Origin of the sequence: Roseomonas sp. KE2513, from assembly GCF_016107305.1 — a bacterium.
Classification (GTDB): domain Bacteria; phylum Pseudomonadota; class Alphaproteobacteria; order Acetobacterales; family Acetobacteraceae; genus Roseomonas.
Window position 1 is genome coordinate 12,595 of the sequence record NZ_RCVR01000048.1, and the last position, 17,746, is coordinate 30,340.

The following is a 17,746-nucleotide window of genomic DNA, read 5'->3' on the forward strand; positions in this document are numbered from 1 at the left end:
CGTGAGCGACACCACGCCCCCGATCCGCCGCGCGCGCGGCATCTGGCTGCCCCTCGGCGCGCTGCTGGCCGTCGCGGTGCTGGCGGTCGGCATCAACCTCCTCGCCGACCGCTTCCTCGCCCGCGCCCGGATCGACCTGACGGAGCAGCACCTCTACACGCTCTCGGACGGCACGCGGCAGGTGCTCGGGAACCTCAAGGATCCGATCACCCTCCGCCTCTTCTACTCCCGCCGCCTCGGCGCCGCCGTGCCGGTCTTCGGCGCCTATGCCGACCGCGTGCGGGAGATGCTGCGGGAGTACGTCTCGCTCTCCAACGGCAAGCTCAGGCTCGAAATCCTCGACCCCGAGCCCTTTTCCGAAACGGAGGACCGGGCCCTGGCCGCGGGCCTGCAGGGCGTGCCACTCGATAACGCCGGGGAGAGCGTCTATTTCGGTCTTGCCGGCTCCAACCTGCTGGATGACGAGCGCAGCGTCGCCTTCTTCCAGCCGGACCGGGAGCGCTTCCTCGAATACGACCTCACGCGCCTCGTCTACGAGTTGTCGAACCCGACGCGTCCCGTGCTCGGTGTCCTCTCCTCCCTGCCGCTGAATGGCGACCCGCGTGCGATGATGATGCGCGTGCCCGGCGCCGGGCAGCCCTTCCAGGTCATGACGCAGCTCCGGCAGTTCTTCACCGTGCGGGACGTGGCGGCCGACGCCCAGGCCATCCCGGCCGATATCGGCGTGCTGCTGGTCGCCCACGCGCAGAATCTGTCGGACGCCACGCTCTACACGGTCGACCAGTTCGTCATGCGCGGCGGCAAGCTCTTCGCCCTGACGGATCCGCACAGCGAGAGCCAGGCGGCCCGCCCTGATCCCACAGGCCGCCCCTCGGCCTCCACCGCCTCAAACCTCGACCGCCTCTTCAACGCCTGGGGGATCGAGGCACCCTCCGACAAGGTGGTGGTGGACCAGCGCGGCGCCTGGCGCGTGCGGGCGGGCCCCGGCGACCGCGTGGGCGCGGTGGACTACCTTGCCTGGTTCAGCGCGCAGGGCGACAGCCTCAACCGCACGGACGTCGCGAGCGCCGATCTGGCCCAGGTAACCTTCGCCAGCGCTGGCGAGGTCCGGAAGCGGCAGGGCTCGGCCATCGAGTTGACGCCCCTCGTCACCTCCTCCGCGCAATCGGCGGTGGTCGATGCCGCCCGCGTGCGCGAGCCCGACCCGACACGCCTGCTCTCCGACTTCCGCCCCGATGGCGGCCGCCATGTCCTGCTCGCGCGCGTCCGGGGCGTGCTGAACTCCGCCTTCCCCGAGGGCCCGCCGGCGCTGCCCGAGGGCACGGCCCACGCGCCCGACCTTCCCGCGCATCGCGGCGCATCAAGCGGCCCGGTGAACCTCGTCGTCGGCAACGACGCCGACCTGCTGGAGGACCGCTTCTGGGTCCGCACGCAGGACTTCTTCGGCCAGCAGGTCGCGACGCCCACAAGCGACAACGGCTCCCTCGTCACCAACCTCGCGGATACGCTGGCCGGCGGCGACAGCCTCATCTCCCTCCGCTCCCGCGGGGAAAGTCTGCGGCCCTTCACCCGAGTGGACGAGATGCGGGCTGATGCCGACGCCCGCTATCGCCAGACCGAGCGCGGCCTGACCGAGCGCCTGCAGGCCACCGAGCGCCGCCTGCGCGAGCTGCGCCAGGGACCGGGCGGGAATGCCCAGACTGTCATCACGCCCGAGCAACGCGCCGAGATTGACGCCGCCCGCGCTGAGATCGTCCGCACCCGCCAGGAGCTGCGCGGCGTGCAGCGCGGCCTGCGCCAGGGCATCGAGAACCTCGAGACCTGGCTGCGGGTAATCAACATTGCCCTCGTCCCTGCGCTGATCACCGCCTTCGCCATCGGCCTCGCGGTGCTCCGCGCGCGGCGACGCGCGGCCGCCAGGGGATAGCGCCATGCCGCTGAACCGACGCCACCTGATCGTCCTCGGCGGCACGGCCGCCCTGGTCGCGGGCGCGGCCTTCCTTTTCTCGGGTGGCGAGGAGCGTGGGGATGCGCCCTTAGAGGCGCCGCTCGCTTTCCCGTCCCTCCCCCCGCGCCTCGCGGCCGCGCGGCGGATCGAGGCTCGCCAGGGCGCGGCGAGCCTCGTGGTCGAGCGCGGCACCGGCGACACCTGGACCCTGCCGCAGAAGGGCGGCTACCCCGCGCGCGGTGACCGGATCCGGGAGCTGCTGGTGAGCCTGACCGAGCTGCGCCTCGCGGAGCGGCGCACGGCCGATCCCACGGCGCTCACCCGCCTCGGCCTGGAGGAGCCCGGCCCGAACGCCACCTCCCTGCTGCTTCGCGTGCTGGACAGCACAGGCGCGCCGCTGGCCGAGCTGGTGGTCGGCCGCCGCCGCACCCGAACCCAGGGCGCAGGACCTGGCAGCCAGGCCGAGAGCGCCTTTGTCCGCCGCCCTGGCGAGAGCCAGTCCTACCTCGCCGATGGCCGTCTTCCGGTGGACGCGGACCCGCAGCTCTGGATCCACCGGGAGATCGCCAACCTGCCGGAGGAGCGGGTGCGCGCGGTCGTCGGCACGCGCGACGGCAGGACGGTCGAATTGCGGCGCGGCGAGGGGCCGGATGGGCGCCTCGCGGTCGTCGCCCCGGCGGACGCGCCCCCCGCGGACGAGGTCTCGCTCGACGAGGTCGGCCGCGCGCTGGAGGGCCTGACGCTGCTCGACGTGCGCCCCGAGGCCGAGGCGCCGGGCGAGCTCACTGGTGAAGGACGCTTCACCCTGACCGACAACCTCGGCATCACCGCGCGGATGCGCCTCGCGGGCGGCGAGGTCTGGATGACCCTCGCCGCCGCCGGGGACGACGAGGCCGCGCGGCTCAACGCCCGCTGGCGCGGATGGGCCTACCAGGTCGGCGCCTGGAAATTGCCGGCCTTCGCGCCGAGCATCGAGACGCTCCGAAAGCGCGCCGAGTGAGCGCGCGCGAGTATCCGGAGCGCCCCTGGGTCGGCATCGGCTGCCTCGCTTTTCGCGGCGAGGACGTGCTCCTCGTCCGCCGCAGCCACCCGCCGCGCGCCGGGGAATGGTCCGTTCCCGGCGGCGCCCAGCACCTGGGGGAAACTGCCGAGTCCGCCGCACGGCGGGAGCTGCTGGAGGAGGCGGGCATCGAGGTCGGCCCATTGTCGCTCGTCGCCTGCGTCGATGTCCTGCACCGAAACGAGGCGGGCGCCGTGCGCTTTCACTACACGATTATCGACTTCGCCGGGCGCTGGATCTCGGGCGAGCCGCGGGCGGGCGACGATGCGAGCGAGGCGCGCTTCTTCGCCCCGGCCGAGATCCCCGGCCTCGGCCTGTGGGAAGAGGCGGTGCGGGTGATCGACACCGCCCGCAAGAGGCTGGCGGAGAGCTAGGCCGCTACGGCCAGGGAGCGGGGCGCGGCCGCCTCCACCACGCGCCGCGCCTCATCCCCGGTCAGCGTCTCCTCCTCCAGCAGGCGGGCGGCGAGGGCGTGAAGGGCCTCGACTTCTCCCTCCAGCACGCGGCGCGCGGTGGCGAGCGCCCGGGTGATCTCGGCCGAGACCAACTCGTCCAGCCGGTCGAGCGCGGCGGCCGAAGCCCCTGGCCCCCTGCCGTCGCCGAGGAGGTCCACGCAGCCAAGCTCGGGGTCCATGCCGTAGCGGCCCAGCATCTCCCGCGCGATCTTCGTCGCGTGCGCGATGTCTCCGGAAGCGCCCCCGGTGACATCCTCGGGCGGGAGGATGATCTCCTCCGCCGCGCGCCCGCCCATGGTCACCGCCAGCCTGCCCTGCAGCAGGCCGCGGCTCCAGAGATGGCGGTCGCGGTCCGGTGTCTGCACGACGGCGCCCAGCGAGCGACCCCGGGGAACGACGGTGACGCGCCGCACCGGGTCCGCGCCCGGCATCCGCATCGCGACGATCGCGTGCCCGGCCTCGTGATAGGCGACGACGCGGCGCTCCGCCTCCGACATGGCGCCGGCGGGCCGCTTTTCGCCGAGGAGGATGCGATCCATCGACGCGCGTAGGTCGTCCATGTCCACCGCCTGCTTGCAGGCGCGCGTGGCGGCGATGGCGGCCTCGTTCAGCAGGTTCGCCAGGTCCGCGCCGGAAAAACCCGGCGTCATGCTGGCCACCTCGGGGAGGCTGACGCCGCCGGCCAGCCGCACGCGGCGCGCATGGACCCCAAGGATGGCCTCGCGGCTCCGCACGTCGGGTCCCGGGACGAAGATGCGCCGGTCGATCCGCCCCGGGCGGGTGAGAGCCGTGTCGAGCACGTCCGCGCGGTTGGTCGCTGCGATCAGCACGATGGTGGAGGAGCGGTCGAAGCCGTCCAGCTCGGTGAGAAGCTGATTGATGGTCTGGTCGTGCTCCTGCGAGCCGCCGTCCCGCGCCGAGCCCGAGCGCGCGCGGCCGACCACGTCGATCTCGTCGATGAAGACGATGCTCACCGGGTGCTTCCGGGCGCGCGCGAACAGATCCCGCACGCGCCGGGCGCCCACGCCAACATACATCTCGACGAACTCAGAGCCGGAGGCGCTGAAGAAGGGCACGCCCGCCTCCCCTGCCACGGCGCGGGCGAGGAGCGTCTTTCCGTTGCCGGGATCACCTTCCAGCAGCACGCCCTTCGGCACGCGCGCGCCAAGGCTCGCGAAGCGGGCGGGGTCGCGGAGGAACTCCACGACCTCCAGGAGGGATTCCTTGGCGGCATCCTGTCCCGCGACATCGGCGAAGGTCACGGACTGGGTGCCATCGGCACCGGCCGCCTTGCGCGAGCCCTTTCGGAAGAGCACGGCGCGCCGGTTTCCGGAACGCCCGCGCCGTCGGTCGAGCAGGTAGAGAACGAAGAGAGTGCCGCTCACCCCTGCAACGATGAGCAGGAACTTGCCGATGCTCCAAACGACGTCCGACCAGGTGCCGTCCTCCACCAGGAACTCGACTCCGGCCTCGCGCGCGCGGCGCGAGAAGCCCTGGTTGTCCTCGGCGGAGGGCGGCAGGAAGAAGCTGACGGTACCGCTGGCGGCTGTCAGGTAGATGCGCTGCCCATCCCAGGTGTTGCGATAGGCGGACTCCGCGCGCCCATCGGCCAGCATTCGCTCCGCCTCGCCCTGGGTAACGGTCTTTGCGCTCAAGCGGGCGAAAAAGCCGGGCCAGCGGTGCAGGCGTGCCCGCGGCTCAGGCGGCACGGCTGGGGTGGTCGCAGGGACGGTCAGGCTCCGAGTTGCCGCCTCCGCCGCGCTCCGCTGTTCGGGAGTCAGAGCAGCATCGGCGCCGGCGGCGGGCGGGGCTGCCAGCGCAAGGAAGACGGCAAGGAGGACGAGCGGGCGCATTTTCCGTTCCGCACTGGGGTGGTGCCGAACAGCCTGAGGACGGATCAAGCCGAGGTCAACACAATCATGTTACTTGACACATCCTTTCCATCAGACGTTGCGCTAACAACTCGGTGCCCGTTCGTCAGCGCCGCAGACCATCAACAAATTGAAACGGCATGCGTGTGGGTACAGCGCCCGATCAGGAGCGTCGCGGCAGCGCTGCCCAGGCCAAGGCCGCCGTTATCCCCATGACAGCCACCCGCGCGAGCGCGGCGCCCTCCAGCCCATGCGCCGTCACCCCGATCCAGCAAAGGCTCATGGTCAGAACGAGGGAGACACAGACGAGGGCAAGCCGGTGCCGCTGCCGGCCGGTTGCGCTTAGCGCGTCAGCCCAGATCCCGTAGACGCCGGCTAGGAGCGGGAAGACAGCGGTGAGCCGCACGACGAGCGGCAGATCCGCGTAGCGCTCACCGAAGATCAGCGGCAGCAGTCCCGCCGCGAGCACCAGTGCGAGACCACCCAGCCCCGCCCTCGCCGCCGCCACGGGGATCAGGCGGTTCGCATAGGCGACGCAGCGCCCGGGATCCTCATGGGCGAGGCGAAACATCCGGGCGTAGCTGGCGGAGGCAAGCGCGCGCACGGGCATGCCGAGCGTCTCAACGATGCGGAAGGCCGCCGCGTAGAGCCCTGCAGCCTCGGCGCCGGCGACCTCCAGCACGATCGGCTTGTCGAGGTCACGCGCGGAGGCCTGCAATGCACTCTCGGCGGCAAAGGTCATTCCTTCCGCCAGATGTCCGCCCATCCAGCGCGGCAGCGGGGCGCCGTGCTCGCGGATGGTCATGCCGAGACAGAGCACGGCCGCCGCTACCGAGGCGCCCGCGTACCAGGCCGACCAGGCCTGGATCGTCAGCACGCCCGGCAGGAGCGCCGCGGCGGCGATCGCGACGAGCCGGCAGCCGCCGATGATGATGGTCACGACCGATTGCCGCCCGGCCTGCTCGGTCGCCATGAACACGGCAATGCAGAGATTCGCGTAGCGCGACAGAACGAGGTCGGACACCAGCACGAGGAAGAGCGGCAGCGCCCCGATGCGCCCGACCTCCAGCACCGGCAGCACGAGCATCCCGAGCAGGATCAGCCCGGCCCCGGTGACGGTGATCAGCCCCAGGCTATGCCCGAGCCAGGGTCGCAGCGCGGCCGCATCCCGCGATACCGCGCGGATGAGGAGCTGGTCGCATCCCCAGCCGACAAAGCAGGAGGCGGCAATGGTGATCGCGGTGAGGCTCGCGAAGAGCCCGTAGCCTGCCGGGCCGAGGGTGCGGACCGCCAGCAGCAGCCAGCCCACCTGGGTGACCAGCTGCACCGCGTAGCCGCCGAGGATGAGCGTTGTATCGCGGGAAAGCTGGCGGGACATCCCGCCGGAAAGCGGCGCGGAGAGCGTTGCGAGGAGCTGGCGCATGGCTCACCCCGGCCGAGGCGCGTCGCGCAGGGCGTCGCGGATGGCGTACCAGTCGGGCTTGCGGCGCATCTCGCGGTCATAGGCGTTGGTGCGGGCCGGAAGGCCGTCCTTCCGGCGCGCCCCGCTGCTGTCGTCCTGCCATCCGTGGCGATCGGACAACCCCCAGAGCACCACCGTGTCCACGGCGGGTTCCGGCAGCACAGCCTGGAGAAAATCCCGGTACATCGCCGCGTTCGCCGCATCGCGCAGCGCGGGCTCGCCGGGGAGAAGGCGGTCCACCATGTCGAGTTCCGTGATCTCCACCTTCAGGCCAAGCGAGGCAACGTCGCGGATGAAGCGCCGCAGCACCCCCGGGTCCAGCGGCGCCGAACGCGGTGCGAGATGCGCCTGGATGCCGAGCGCGCGCACCGGCGCGCCGCGCCTGACCAGCCGGTTCAGCAGTTCGAGCATCATCCGGCGCCGGAAGGCCTGGTCGCGCGAGTCGAGTTCAAGGTCGTAGTCGTTCACCACGAGCCGCGCGGCCGGATCGGCCTCCGCCGCCATCTCCAGGATCATCGCGACATAGTCCGGCCCGAGCACCCGCAGGAAGGGCGTGGCGCGCAGCCCGTCCGGCCGGTGGTCCCACTGGTAGATAGGCTCGTTCACCACGTCCCAGCTGCCGACGCGCCCGGCGTAGCGCCCGGTGACGGTGCGGATATGCAGCGCCAGCGCCCGGCGCATCGCGGCGGAATCGCTATTCGGCTCAAACCAGCGCGGCAGCGCCTCGTGCCAGAGCAGCGCGTGGCCGCGGATCTTCCCGAAGCCCTCCCGCGCGGAGAGGTCGAAGAGGAAATCGGCGTCGCGGAAATCGAAGCGGTCGGCCGCGGGGCGTAGCCGGTCCCATTTCAGTTCCAGCCCCGGCGCCAGGAAGGCCGCGTCGGCGCGCAGCAGCCGCAGGAGACCTGGCGCATCCTCCAGTTGCCAGCGGGCGACCATGCTGCCGAAGGCGAGACCCCGGGCGCGGGCATGCACGAGCAGGCCTTCCTCCGTCGCCTGCCCGCTCGCGCCTCCCGCAAGGGCCGACAGCGCGCCGAGCAGGGCGCGACGACCATGCGCCATCTCGCTCACGCTCAGCGCGGCCAGGCCGCTTGCCGCTCCGGGCAGCCGGCCAGCCGATCCTGCAGGCGACGCGCGACCTGGCGCGCGAGCCCAGGCGGGCGCTTAGCCAGGGCGAGATCGTCGAGCGCGGCGCGGAGCAGCGGCAAGTCGTCCCACGGCACGTCGTGCCAGCCTTGCAGATGCGGGCTGGCGGGATCCCGACCATACTCGTTAGGGAAAAGCGCGATGGTGTCGCCCGGTGCGGGCAGGCTCACCGGTGGCGCGGCACGCCCCACGACGCCGAGCATTGCAGCAGCCAAGCCGTGCTCCCCTGCCCGCGCGAGGTGACAGATCGGCGTCGCCCGCGGGTTCATCTCGAGCATTAGGGCCTGCCCGTCGGACGCTAAGACGAAGTCAAAGCCGTAGAAGCCCGATAGGCCTAGCCGCGCCACGAAAGCCTCGGCCGTAGCGGCCATAACCGGGCTGTCCACGACTCGGACAGTCGAAGTGGGCCCGTTCTCGCCGGTCGTATGGACCGCCACGACACTGAGCCCCGCGACGACCTGGCCCCGCTCGCACAGCACCGCCCGGTTCGCTGGTCGGCCCTGGGCGAACTCCTGCAGATGTGGGGTGGAGGGCCGCCAGGCACGTCGCGCCACGAGCGCGCGAGGGCTCCTCTCATGCGCCGCGCGCTTCGCGGCGGCGAGCAGCGAGGGGGGTGAGGTCAGCCTCGTCCAGGCGGCATCCGCTGACCGGGTGTCGCGCAACACGGCGACCCCTTCTCCACCGAAGCCGCCGTCCACCTTCAGCACCTGCGGCAACGGACCCGCCGCCAGTGCCGCATCGAAGGCCCGCCGGTCCGCGAGGTGCAGGGTCGGCGGGATCGGCAGACCCATCCTCTCCGCGAGCGCCATCTGCGCTCCCTTGGAGAGCGCCACCGGATAGCCGGCGGGGTCGCCGAGCGAGGCCTCGACCAGCCCGCGCATGAATGGATCGGCGTGCAGCGCGACGACAAGCTCTGCCGCGACGTCGTCGCAGGGCACCAGCCGGTCCGGCCGCGCAGCGCGAATGGCGCCCGCGAGGTCCGGCAGCAGCCGCCAGGTGCGAAGCCGGTGCCAGACCATCGGCGCCGCGCTGCGTCCGAGATAGGCGCGCGGGGGCGAGGCGCCCTCCACATGAAAACCGGCGCGGCGGAGCGCCATGGTCAGCCGGGCCGCGAAAGGCCAGGGTTGGGTGGAAAGGACGAGGAGGCGTGGCGGGGCAGCCATGGCTTCAGGCCCGGTCCCGCGGGCGGGTGCCCCAGAGCAGCTTGCCCGCGACCTCCGCCATCTTCATCTCGCGTGTCCCCGCATCGGGCGCGCCGCGCAGCCGGCTGACGCTCCAGAGCCCGGTGACGAGCACGAGCTGAACGGCGGCCCGGAAAGCCAGCGATGCTGTGCCGACCAGCCGGCTCCGCGCATGCCGCACCGTGATCCGGGCATAGAGCTGGCCCGTGCGGAAGGAGCGCCCCCGGCGATAGGCGTTGGTGAGCCGCGAGGAGGGCACCACCTCCTGAACTGCCGCATCGCCGCACCAGACAAAGCGGCGGCCCGCCGCGTCCAGGCGCACGAAGAAGTCGTAATCCTCCCCTCCTGACCGGCCGAGGGAGAGGTCGAAGGGTTCCCTCCCCCCCGCGAAGCAGGTCGCCACCCGCAGCAGGCAGTTGCCCGTGCCGATCCAGGCCCCGCTGAGCCGCTGGTCGTGGTGGAGCCCGATGGTGCTTCCGCTCGGGAGCGCGATGTCCCGCGCGAGGCTCCGCCCCTCCGGATCCCAGTCCGGCCGGCCGTCGGGGAAAGCCGGCAGGACGCCGCCGAAGACGACATCGGCGCCCGTGGCATCCGCCGTGGCCAGTAGGGCGGCGAGCCAGCCAGGCCCCGCCACCTCGTCGTCGTCGAGAAAGACAAGCCAGTCCGCGTCGCAGGCCGCGACCGCCGCATTCCGCGCGACGGAGATGTTCGGCTCCGGCGCCGAGACGTAGCGGGTGGGCAGCCCCGGCGCGCCCGCCTCGGCAAGCACCGCCGCGCGCGCATTCGCGTCGCGCGAATTGTCCACGACCAGCACCTCGGCCACGACGCCAGCCGGCAGCTGCTGCGCCCGGACGCTCCTCAGCGCCTCCAGCAGCATGGCGGGCCGGTTATAGGTCGTGATGGCGATGCAGGCCTTCATGGCTCTTTCTCGGAAAGGCCGCGCAGCGAATCGGGAAGGGCGATGGCCGGAAGCGGTGCGTGTCGCGAAAGGGGGCCGTGCAAGGATCCGTCCTTTGCCTTGAGGCAGATCATACGGCGGGCGGCAGGCGCCAGGTGAGGCGCAGCAGGGCTGGCGCCTGGGCCAGGTAGCGCCGCCACAACCGTCGCGGCTCGCTTGCCAGCCGGTGCAGCCACTCGAGATGGGCGCGCTGGACCCAGGCTGGCGCGCGCCGCTTCACCCCGGCGATGAACTCCACCGCCGCGCCCACGCAGAGGCCGACCCCCCTCGCCTCCCCTGTCGCGGCCAGATGCGCGGCGAGGCGCTCCTGCCGAGGCGAGCCGACGCAGAGCAGGACGAAGCGGGCCGGATGGTCCAGCACGAAGCGGACGCAGGCCTCCACCGCGGCCGGATCGGCCTCGAAGCCCATGGGCGGTTCATGGTGCGCGAGGGCGGCGAGACCGAAGCGCGCGCGCAGCCGGGCCGCCACCTCCGCCGTCCCGCCGATCAGCGTCACCGGCGTCTCGGGCCGAACGACGCGCTCGAACAATGCGGCGACGAGATCCGAGCCCGGAACGACGCTGAGCTGGTAGCCTCTCAGCCCAAGGAGGAAGCGCAGGATGCGGCTGTCACAGAGCGAGAGCCAGGCTGCCTGGTAGACCGGGCGCAGCGACGCTCCCTCCGGCGCCTCCAGGCGCAGCACGTGGTCGGCGTTGGGCGTCACAACATACGCGAAGGGCGCGGCGGGGTCGCGCCCGGCAATAAGCCCGAGCGCATCCTCAAGGCGGAGGTCATCGAGCCGAGCCTGGAACGGCCGCTGGCGCTCAATCAAGTTTTCGCGAGATAAACATTGATCGTTTGCCGTCGCGCTGCGCATGATGGGTGGGCTTCCGATCGGGCGGGCCAAGTTGGAAGGAATTCATATTACTTTCGCGCGGAAAACACCAGATCTTTTCTCTCACGAATTTATTTGAATTTCATTAACAAAGAAGGCTAAGTGTTGCATTCCACAAATGACGAGCACGCCGATCTCAGAAGGCATGGCTTGTGTGAAGGCAGATATACTATGAGCAGCAGGCATGTGCCGAACCATTACTTGCGCAGAGCAGGTGCCGCGCGTGCTGACCTTACCGGCCCTGCAAGCTCTCCGCCGTCCGCATGAGCCCTCCGCTCGCCCTTCCCTCCCCCAAGGAGGTCTCGTCGGATAGCGTGGGCAGCTCGCAGGAGCTCGCCGCCTATGTCCCGCAGGCCAGGGGCGCGCGGCCGTTCCTATCTGTCTCCGATCTCGTCATCACGCTCATGCTGCGCCTGCCTTGGGTGGTGCTCGCTTTCCTCGTGCCCGCAGCGCTGGGCATAGCGCTCGCGCTCCTCCTGCCGGCGCGCCACACGGCCGAGGCCGTCATGATGGTCCTCACCAGCCGTGAGACGGCCGGGGCGCCGGACCTCTCGGGCTTTGGCCCGAACGTGGTCTCGGTCGAGATGCAGAAGGCCGTGCGCGCCGAGACCGAGATCCTCGGCAGTGAGGAGGTGCTCCGCCGCGCGATCGAGCGGGTGGGACTCGAGCGTCTTCCCGGCCCCCCGGCGGAAGGCGGCCGGACGGAAGCGCCGGGCCTGCGGCTTACCGCGGCCGCCGAGGCCCTCCGGCGAAGCCTTCGTACGGACGCGGACGCGACGAGCAACATCCTGCGCGTCCGGCTGAGCCTGCCTGACCGTGCGCTTGCGATCGAGATGCTTGGCGCGATCGTGGATGCCTATCTCGACCGCCGGGCGGAACTCTTCTCCGAAAGCAGCTCCCGCCTTCTAGTGGCCGAGCTGGACCGCACCCGCGACCGCCTGCGCGAGGTGGAGGGGGGAATCGGCCAAGTAAAGGCGCGCTACGGGATCGTGGACCTCTCCACCGAGATGAACCTGCTCGCGGGAAGGCTCGACGCGATTGTGCGGCGCGAGGACGCGCTGCGCGAGCAGGAGGTGCAGACTTCTGCCCAGCTCGCCTCGGCCGAGCAGCGTCTGTCGGCGCAGCCGACGCGCGTCTACGCCTCCTCCGAGGCGACCAACGCCGTTTCGGGCGACGAGGTCCGCAGCACATTCACGCGCCTGCTTCAGGAGCGGGAGCGGATGGTCGCGCAATACGCCCCCGGCTGGCCGGGCCTTGCGGACCTCGACCAGCGCATCGCCGCGGCGCGCGCGGCGCTGCGGGAGGCCGGGCGGAACACCTTCCAGACGACGCGCGAGGTCCGCAACCCCGTCCTGGATCAGCTCGCCAGCCGAGTAGCCGCCCTTCAGGTGGAGAAGGACGCGATCTCCCGCCAGCTCGCGGAGGTGGGGCGGCAGCGGCAGGCCGCGGAGGTGCGCGGCTCCGAATTGGTGGGGGCGGATGCCCAGCTGCGCGAGCTGAGCCGCCAGCGCGAGGGCATGGAGGTGATCGTCCGCCAGCTGATCACCCGGGAGGCCGGTACGCGCGTGGAGGAGGACAACCGCCGGCAGCGAAGTGCGAGCATAAATATCGTGCAGCCGCCGACGGCGCCGCTTCGGGGCACCAGCCTGCGCCGGCCGGTGGCCGCGGGCTCGATAGTGGCCGGCCTCGCGGCGGCATCCCTGCTGTTGCTCCTGCTGACCCTCACGCGTCGCAGCTTCGCCACGCCGCAGGAGGCGGAGCGTGGCCTGGACCTTCCCTCCCTCGCGCATTTCGGCTCCCTCCGCACTGCGACGGAAGGGATGAAGCGCATGCCCGAGGTCGCGGACTTCGTCGCGATGCTACTCGATGTCCGCGTAGTCGGGCGACGCCCCTGCATTGTGCAGTTTGCGGCCGCCGGTGGCGAGGACGGGCGCGAGGAGTTGGGACGCAGCATCGCTCTCGAATACGCCCGCCGTACCGGCACCGACACACTGCTGATCGACCTGCAGACCGACGGACGTAGCCAGCTCGCTGCCCTGGGCTCGCAGCCCATGGAGGTGGAGCGCGTGCCCGGGCACCTGCTGGTGTTCAATACTGTGGTCCCAAACCTCTGGGTATCCTTCAATGCCGGCTCATCCTTCCTTATGGACACCTCGGTGACCATCGAGGGCACGCGAAACCTGTTGGACCAGCTGCGCAACTCCTTCGACGCCGTGGTGGTGATCGGCCCTGATGACGACAACAGCTATGCCGTGCGCCGGCTCACCGCGCTGATGGACGCCAACGTGATCGTCGTGCGGGGGGAGCGCACGCGCTCGGACCGGGCGCTGGCGCTGCGCGACCGCGTGCTCAACTCCGGTAGCACGCTGCTCGGCTTCGTCTATACGAGTTACCGCCGGGTCCTGCCCCGAGCGCTGGCGGGCTTCGCCTGATGCGGAGACCGGCGCTTCTCCTCCTGCTGCTCCTGGGTGCCTGCACGACGCAGGAGCTGCGGCCCGTCCCGGCCGAGCCGCAGGGCTTCGAACCCTGGACGGAATCGACCCCCGTCTATCGCTTCGCCCCCGGTGACCGGCTGCGCGTGAGCTTCCTGCTGACGCCCGAGCTGAACGAGACTGCCCTGGTGGCGCCCGACGGCACGATCAGCACGCGCGCGAGCGGCTCGGTGCCCGCGGCGGACCTGACGGCGACCGAGCTCGAGGCGAGCCTCACCCGTGCTTCCCGCCGCGTGCTGAACCACCCCATCGTGACCGTCGCGCTCGATGAGGCGACGGGCTCGACCGTCCTCGTCGGCGGCGCTGTGCGCCTGCCCGGGCCCGTTCCGCTTCGCGGGCCGCGCGGCACGCTGGCGGCGATCATCGGTGCCGGCGGCTTCGAGGCCGACGCGCGGATGAACGAGGTGGTCCTCATCCGGCGGGCACCCGGCAACCGCCCGATGCTCCGCCTGGTGAACGTACAGGGCTTCATCCAGACCGGCGGCGCCGGCGCGGCAACGCTCGACGGGGATGTGCCGCTCCAGCCTGGCGACATCGTCTACGTCCCGAAAAGTCGGATCGGGGAGATCAACCAGTGGGTGGACCAGTACCTCAACCGGCTGGTGCCATTTCAGAAGACCTTCTCCTACGCGGTCAATCGAAGCAGCGCGGTGCCGTTCTGATGGCCTCCTCCAGCCCGCAAGCCCATTCCTTATCGCGGCAATGGGCGGTCGCCCAGCACGCGGACGACGCGCCTGCCGCGCGCATCGGCCTCGTCCGCTGGACCCATGGCCTGGTCAACCGCTTGGTCGCAACGACGGACGCGGCCGCACTGCTGCTGCCCTCTCTCGCCCTTGCCTTCTTGCCCGGGGATTTTGCTTCGCCGCTCACCCGTCACCAGTTGGCGGTGATTGCGGCCGCGCAGTTCTGGACCTTCTTCTCCGTCATGCGGAAGCAGGAAGCCTATCGCGTGGAGCGCTACCGCAGCTTCTGGCTGCAGGCGAGCCAGCTTCTCGCCGGCTACAGCGTCGCGCTCCTCGTCACCATGATTGCGGTCGAGGCTTGCCTTCTCATCGTCGAACCGCTCGACCACTGGTTTGTCACCTGGCAGTCGCTGCAGATCGGGTTGCTGATCGTCACGCGCGGTCTTCAGGCGGTGCATATCCGCGTCGTGGACCGCTACAACATACTCCAGCGCAAGGTCGTGGTGCTCGGCACCGGAGAGGCCGCGGAGCGCGTGCTCGAAGGGCTTAGCGACCCGGCGCGCAAGGCAGATTCCGAGGTTCTCGGCGTCTTCCGGACCGAGCTGGACGATCCCTTGGTGAAGCAGGTCGCCGACCATCCGGTTCTAGGGACGGTGGACGACCTCGCAGCCTTTGCCCAGTCGCGGCCGGTCGACATCGTCGTCCTCGCCCTCCCGTGGACCGCCGCGCGGCAAATGCTCCAGCTCCTGCCGAAGGCCGAGTGCATCGCCGCCGATATCGTCATTCCCTTCGAGGAGGGTTACGCCGAGCCGCGCCTCGCCCGCCTCACGCGTGTGGGGGGCCAGGGTGCGCTCCAGGTGGCTTCGCGCCCCTTGAAGGGCTCCCAGGGGCTTCTAAAGGCGTTCGAGGACTATCTCATCGCCGCCACGGCGCTCATCATCCTCGGCATCCCGATGCTGGCGATCGCGGTCCTCATCCGTCTGGAAAGCGCGGGACCGGTCCTCTTCCTCCAGCTCCGCACCGGGCTGAACCAGAAGCCGTTCCATATCTACAAGTTCCGGACGATGACGCTGGACCCGAACGACGACGGGTCGCTCGGCACGGGCAGCGTCGTGGACCAGCGGATCACGCGGGTCGGCGCGATCCTGCGGAAGTACAGCCTCGACGAGCTGCCGCAGCTCATCAATGTGCTGCGGGGAGAGATGTCGATCGTCGGACCGCGGCCTTACGTCTCGAACATGCTGGTGGGTGAGGAGCGCTTCTCGGAACTTGTCCGAAGCTACGCGGTTCGCCATCGGATCAAGCCCGGGCTGACCGGGTGGGCCCAGGCCAACAAGCTCCGCAGCATGGCGCTGCGTGACCCCCAGAACGCGCGCCGCAGCATCGAAATGGACCTTTGGTACATCACCAACTGGTCGTTCTGGCTGGACGTAAAGATCATCCTTCGCACCATCAGCACCGGCCTGTCGGGGCGGAACGTGGTCTGACGTCGTGAGTGCGGCCCCGAGGCCCATCCGGGCGATCCACGGCGCGCCTATGGCGGTCCCGATCGTCCGGGGACGGCCGGCGCTTCCGGCCAGTCCCTCCGCCTCCCCCACTGGGACCGGGCGCTTCCAGGCGGTTCTGATCGGTGTCCTTTTTGCCTTCTATGCCGGGGCACGCATCAGGCTGGCGCCGCCGGACGACACGGCAGCGGCGGGCTCGGACCCCCTCAATACGGCCGTCACACTCGTCGCACTTCTTCTCGGCGGCTGGCTGGTTCTGCGACATCTCCGCGTCGTGCCTCGCCTGCTGCTCGGTGCGGCGCCGCTCCTGCTGATGCTGCTCGCCATGTTTGCCTCCGCGGCCTGGTCGGTAGCACCGGAGAACTCGATCCGGCGCAGCGTCACCATGACAAGCTTGATGCTTTTCGCGGTCGGCGCGCAGGCGGCGCTCGGCGACCAACGTCTTATGCGGATTGCCCTCCGCGCCATGCTGGCAGCGGCAGCCCTCAGCGTCATGGAGGCGGTGCTGCGGCCAGCTTACGGCTTCGACACCGGCGAGTACGCCGATGCTATTCGTGGCCTCTACGGCCAGAAGAACAGCTTCGGCATCAGTCTCTTTTCGGGCGTGTTGGCCCTTTCCTTCGGGGCGCTCGCCCGCGGAAGGCTGAGCGCCGCCGATTATGCCGTCTCAGGCGCGCTGCTTCTCTGCCTCGTCCTTTCACGATCCACGACCTCGCTCCTGCTGTCGATTGCTGTCTGCGGCATCACGCCGCTGGTGATCGCGCTCGACTCACCCGGTGCGAGCCGCATCCTCGCCATTATCGGCCTCTTGCTGGGCGTGACAGCCGCGGGTCTTCTCCTGCTCACAGTGAACACGAGCGACCTTCTCGACCTGATCGGCAAGGACGCCTCGTTAACTGGGCGCACCGAGATCTGGGAGGCGATTGATGAGGCGATCGCCCGCAGGCCGCTGCTGGGCTACGGCTACTCGGCTTTCTGGATCGATGGGTCCAATCGGGTGCTCAGGGTGTGGGACCATGTCGCTTGGGAGGTGATCAGCGCTCATAGCGGCTATCGCGAGTTCCTGCTCCACTTCGGGCAGATGGGCATGCTGCTACTGGCTGCAGTGGTCGGCCTCACCTTCTGCCTCATACTTCGCGCCATTTGGTACGGCAGGTGGCGGTTAGGCGCCTGGATGCTGATGTTCCTCGGTACACTTGCGGTGCTGAACAATAGTGAGTCCGTACTGTTCGACGTCGGGCTGATGACGATCTACTGGATGGTCGGAGCGCTGAGCCTGGCAGCGGTCCGGCCAGGGCGGTCAGGCACTCCAATCCACCGGGGCTGATCCGGCCGAGTGGTCGGTCTTGATCTTGTCGAAGCGGATCTTCCTCCAAGTAGCCAAGGCTGGAATAGCCATTGCTGAAATCGTCCACCGTGACGGAAAGCCTAGAGCACGAAGGTTCGCGAGGATGAGGAACATCTCCTCCGTGTCTTTCACCAGAACGATCAAGGTCGAGATCGAGGGCCGCGATAACATCGCCTCCCGGCGGTGACGTCGTTGTTGACTGAGTCCAGCGGGGCGGTGCTGTCCCACAAGACATAGGTGGAGGCGAGCTTCTCCAGCTGTACCCTCGTGTATAGCAGCCGGTCCGCTCCGGTCAGTCGCGGGGAGATGTCGTTGAGCACGGTGGTGAGCAGAGCGGCGAGCGACTTCTCCATCGCGGAGCCTGCTTGATCGGCCATCTTCGCGACTTCTTCGAAGATCACTATCTGCGGATTGGCTAATGCGGTGATGTAGCGCAGCACGCTCTCCATCCACCTCCGGACCGCCCGAAGGCAGACCACGGGCCGCTGCAAGAATAGTCCCATGATCAGTTGCGCGGATTCGGCACGCCGCGCCGCGAGAGGCTCGCAATTTACCGACCATTGCGGCGCTCTCAGATTGCAATGACGTGACCGCCTTGCTCGCCTGGGAACCTGCACCACGATGTACCCCTTAACGGCGATGCTGTGAGGTCTTCTGAACTCGTACGGCGCCATTCCGCAGCACTCGACCATTCCAAGGAAGCGACCTCTCGCGTCGAAATCCGGATCCGTTCGTTGCCGATCTCGGTGACGTAAAAGCTGCCCCC

The 17,746-nt window shown here is 69.8% G+C and carries 15 protein-coding genes; 7 read left to right on the forward strand and 8 right to left on the reverse strand.

Annotated features, from left to right (window positions below):
- Nucleotide 1 precedes the first annotated feature (1 nt).
- Genes D9599_RS26580 through D9599_RS26590 form a run of 3 tightly spaced genes read left to right on the forward strand, consistent with a single transcriptional unit; the run spans nucleotide 2 to nucleotide 3,382 of the window.
- Nucleotides 2–1,927 carry a GldG family protein gene (locus D9599_RS26580; protein ID WP_309228723.1) on the forward strand — a complete coding sequence of 642 codons (1,926 nt, stop codon included), beginning with the start codon at nucleotides 2–4 and terminating at the stop codon, nucleotides 1,925–1,927.
- 4 nt (nucleotides 1,928–1,931) lie between these two features.
- Complete coding sequence (locus tag D9599_RS26585) at nucleotides 1,932–2,948, forward strand: DUF4340 domain-containing protein (RefSeq protein WP_232480949.1); 1,017 nt, start codon at nucleotides 1,932–1,934, stop codon at nucleotides 2,946–2,948.
- Nucleotides 2,945–3,382 carry an NUDIX hydrolase gene (locus tag D9599_RS26590; RefSeq protein ID WP_309228724.1) on the forward strand — a complete coding sequence of 146 codons (438 nt, stop codon included), beginning with the start codon at nucleotides 2,945–2,947 and terminating at the stop codon, nucleotides 3,380–3,382. The genes D9599_RS26585 and D9599_RS26590 overlap by 4 nt, the downstream gene beginning before the upstream one ends.
- Here D9599_RS26590 and ftsH read toward each other — a convergent pair.
- The 6 genes from ftsH to D9599_RS26620 all read right to left on the reverse strand — a co-directional run bounded on the left by ftsH (nucleotide 3,379) and on the right by D9599_RS26620 (nucleotide 10,889).
- The gene (gene ftsH / locus D9599_RS26595; protein WP_198384318.1) at nucleotides 3,379–5,316 is read right to left on the reverse strand and encodes an ATP-dependent zinc metalloprotease FtsH; all 1,938 of its coding nucleotides are present in this window, start codon (nucleotides 5,314–5,316) and stop codon (nucleotides 3,379–3,381) included. The genes D9599_RS26590 and ftsH overlap by 4 nt on opposite strands.
- A 181-nt stretch (nucleotides 5,317–5,497) precedes the next feature.
- Nucleotides 5,498–6,757, reverse strand: coding sequence for a lipopolysaccharide biosynthesis protein (locus tag D9599_RS26600; protein ID WP_198384319.1), 1,260 nt, complete (start codon nucleotides 6,755–6,757; stop codon nucleotides 5,498–5,500).
- Nucleotides 6,758–6,760: 3 nt separating this feature from the next.
- Entirely contained in the window at nucleotides 6,761–7,855 is a 1,095-nt protein-coding gene (locus D9599_RS26605; protein WP_198384320.1) for an endo-1,4-beta-xylanase, read from the reverse strand.
- 11 nt (nucleotides 7,856–7,866) lie between these two features.
- Nucleotides 7,867–9,102 carry an ATP-grasp domain-containing protein gene (locus D9599_RS26610; RefSeq protein ID WP_198384321.1) on the reverse strand — a complete coding sequence of 412 codons (1,236 nt, stop codon included), beginning with the start codon at nucleotides 9,100–9,102 and terminating at the stop codon, nucleotides 7,867–7,869.
- 4 nt (nucleotides 9,103–9,106) lie between these two features.
- Complete coding sequence (locus D9599_RS26615; protein WP_198384322.1) at nucleotides 9,107–10,039, reverse strand: glycosyltransferase family 2 protein; 933 nt, start codon at nucleotides 10,037–10,039, stop codon at nucleotides 9,107–9,109.
- A 109-nt stretch (nucleotides 10,040–10,148) separates the two neighbouring features.
- Nucleotides 10,149–10,889, reverse strand: coding sequence for a WecB/TagA/CpsF family glycosyltransferase (locus D9599_RS26620; protein WP_232480950.1), 741 nt, complete (start codon nucleotides 10,887–10,889; stop codon nucleotides 10,149–10,151).
- Between the two features lie 326 nt (nucleotides 10,890–11,215).
- On the opposite strand from D9599_RS26620, the gene D9599_RS26625 reads away from it, so the two are divergent.
- Genes D9599_RS26625 through D9599_RS26640 form a run of 4 tightly spaced genes read left to right on the forward strand, consistent with a single transcriptional unit; the run spans nucleotide 11,216 to nucleotide 16,959 of the window.
- Complete coding sequence (locus D9599_RS26625) at nucleotides 11,216–13,384, forward strand: hypothetical protein (RefSeq protein WP_198384324.1); 2,169 nt, start codon at nucleotides 11,216–11,218, stop codon at nucleotides 13,382–13,384.
- On the forward strand, nucleotides 13,384–14,106 hold the full coding sequence (locus D9599_RS26630; protein WP_198384325.1) for a polysaccharide biosynthesis/export family protein: 723 nt from the start codon (nucleotides 13,384–13,386) through the stop codon (nucleotides 14,104–14,106). The genes D9599_RS26625 and D9599_RS26630 overlap by 1 nt, the downstream gene beginning before the upstream one ends.
- A complete protein-coding gene (locus D9599_RS26635; protein ID WP_198384326.1) occupies nucleotides 14,106–15,614 on the forward strand; it encodes an exopolysaccharide biosynthesis polyprenyl glycosylphosphotransferase in 1,509 nt (502 codons plus the stop codon). The genes D9599_RS26630 and D9599_RS26635 overlap by 1 nt, the downstream gene beginning before the upstream one ends.
- Nucleotides 15,615–15,663: 49 nt before the next feature.
- Entirely contained in the window at nucleotides 15,664–16,959 is a 1,296-nt protein-coding gene (locus tag D9599_RS26640; RefSeq protein WP_198384327.1) for an O-antigen ligase, read from the forward strand.
- Between the two features lie 161 nt (nucleotides 16,960–17,120).
- Here the strand turns inward: D9599_RS26640 and D9599_RS26645 are convergent, their stop codons facing one another.
- Nucleotides 17,121–17,420: a hypothetical protein gene (locus D9599_RS26645; RefSeq protein WP_198384328.1), complete on the reverse strand. Its 300-nt coding sequence runs from the start codon at nucleotides 17,418–17,420 to the stop codon at nucleotides 17,121–17,123.
- A gap of 131 nt (nucleotides 17,421–17,551) precedes the next feature.
- A partial coding sequence (locus D9599_RS31635; RefSeq protein ID WP_232480951.1) for a hypothetical protein occupies nucleotides 17,552–17,746 on the reverse strand: 195 nt, incomplete at its 5' end.

Excerpts from the sequence above, each read along its gene's own strand:
- D9599_RS26585 (WP_232480949.1), top strand. The coding sequence starts at position 1,932 with ATGCCGCTGAACCGACGCCACCTGATCGTCCTCGGCGGCACGGCCGCC.
- ftsH (WP_198384318.1), bottom strand. The coding sequence starts at position 5,316 with ATGCGCCCGCTCGTCCTCCTTGCCGTCTTCCTTGCGCTGGCAGCCCCG.
- D9599_RS26600 (WP_198384319.1), bottom strand. The coding sequence starts at position 6,757 with ATGCGCCAGCTCCTCGCAACGCTCTCCGCGCCGCTTTCCGGCGGGATG.
- D9599_RS26605 (WP_198384320.1), bottom strand. The coding sequence starts at position 7,855 with ATGGCGCATGGTCGTCGCGCCCTGCTCGGCGCGCTGTCGGCCCTTGCG.
- D9599_RS26610 (WP_198384321.1), bottom strand. The coding sequence starts at position 9,102 with ATGGCTGCCCCGCCACGCCTCCTCGTCCTTTCCACCCAACCCTGGCCT.
- D9599_RS26615 (WP_198384322.1), bottom strand. The coding sequence starts at position 10,039 with ATGAAGGCCTGCATCGCCATCACGACCTATAACCGGCCCGCCATGCTG.
- D9599_RS26625 (WP_198384324.1), top strand. The coding sequence starts at position 11,216 with ATGAGCCCTCCGCTCGCCCTTCCCTCCCCCAAGGAGGTCTCGTCGGAT.
- D9599_RS26630 (WP_198384325.1), top strand. The coding sequence starts at position 13,384 with ATGCGGAGACCGGCGCTTCTCCTCCTGCTGCTCCTGGGTGCCTGCACG.
- D9599_RS26635 (WP_198384326.1), top strand. The coding sequence starts at position 14,106 with ATGGCCTCCTCCAGCCCGCAAGCCCATTCCTTATCGCGGCAATGGGCG.
- D9599_RS26640 (WP_198384327.1), top strand. The coding sequence starts at position 15,664 with ATGGCGGTCCCGATCGTCCGGGGACGGCCGGCGCTTCCGGCCAGTCCC.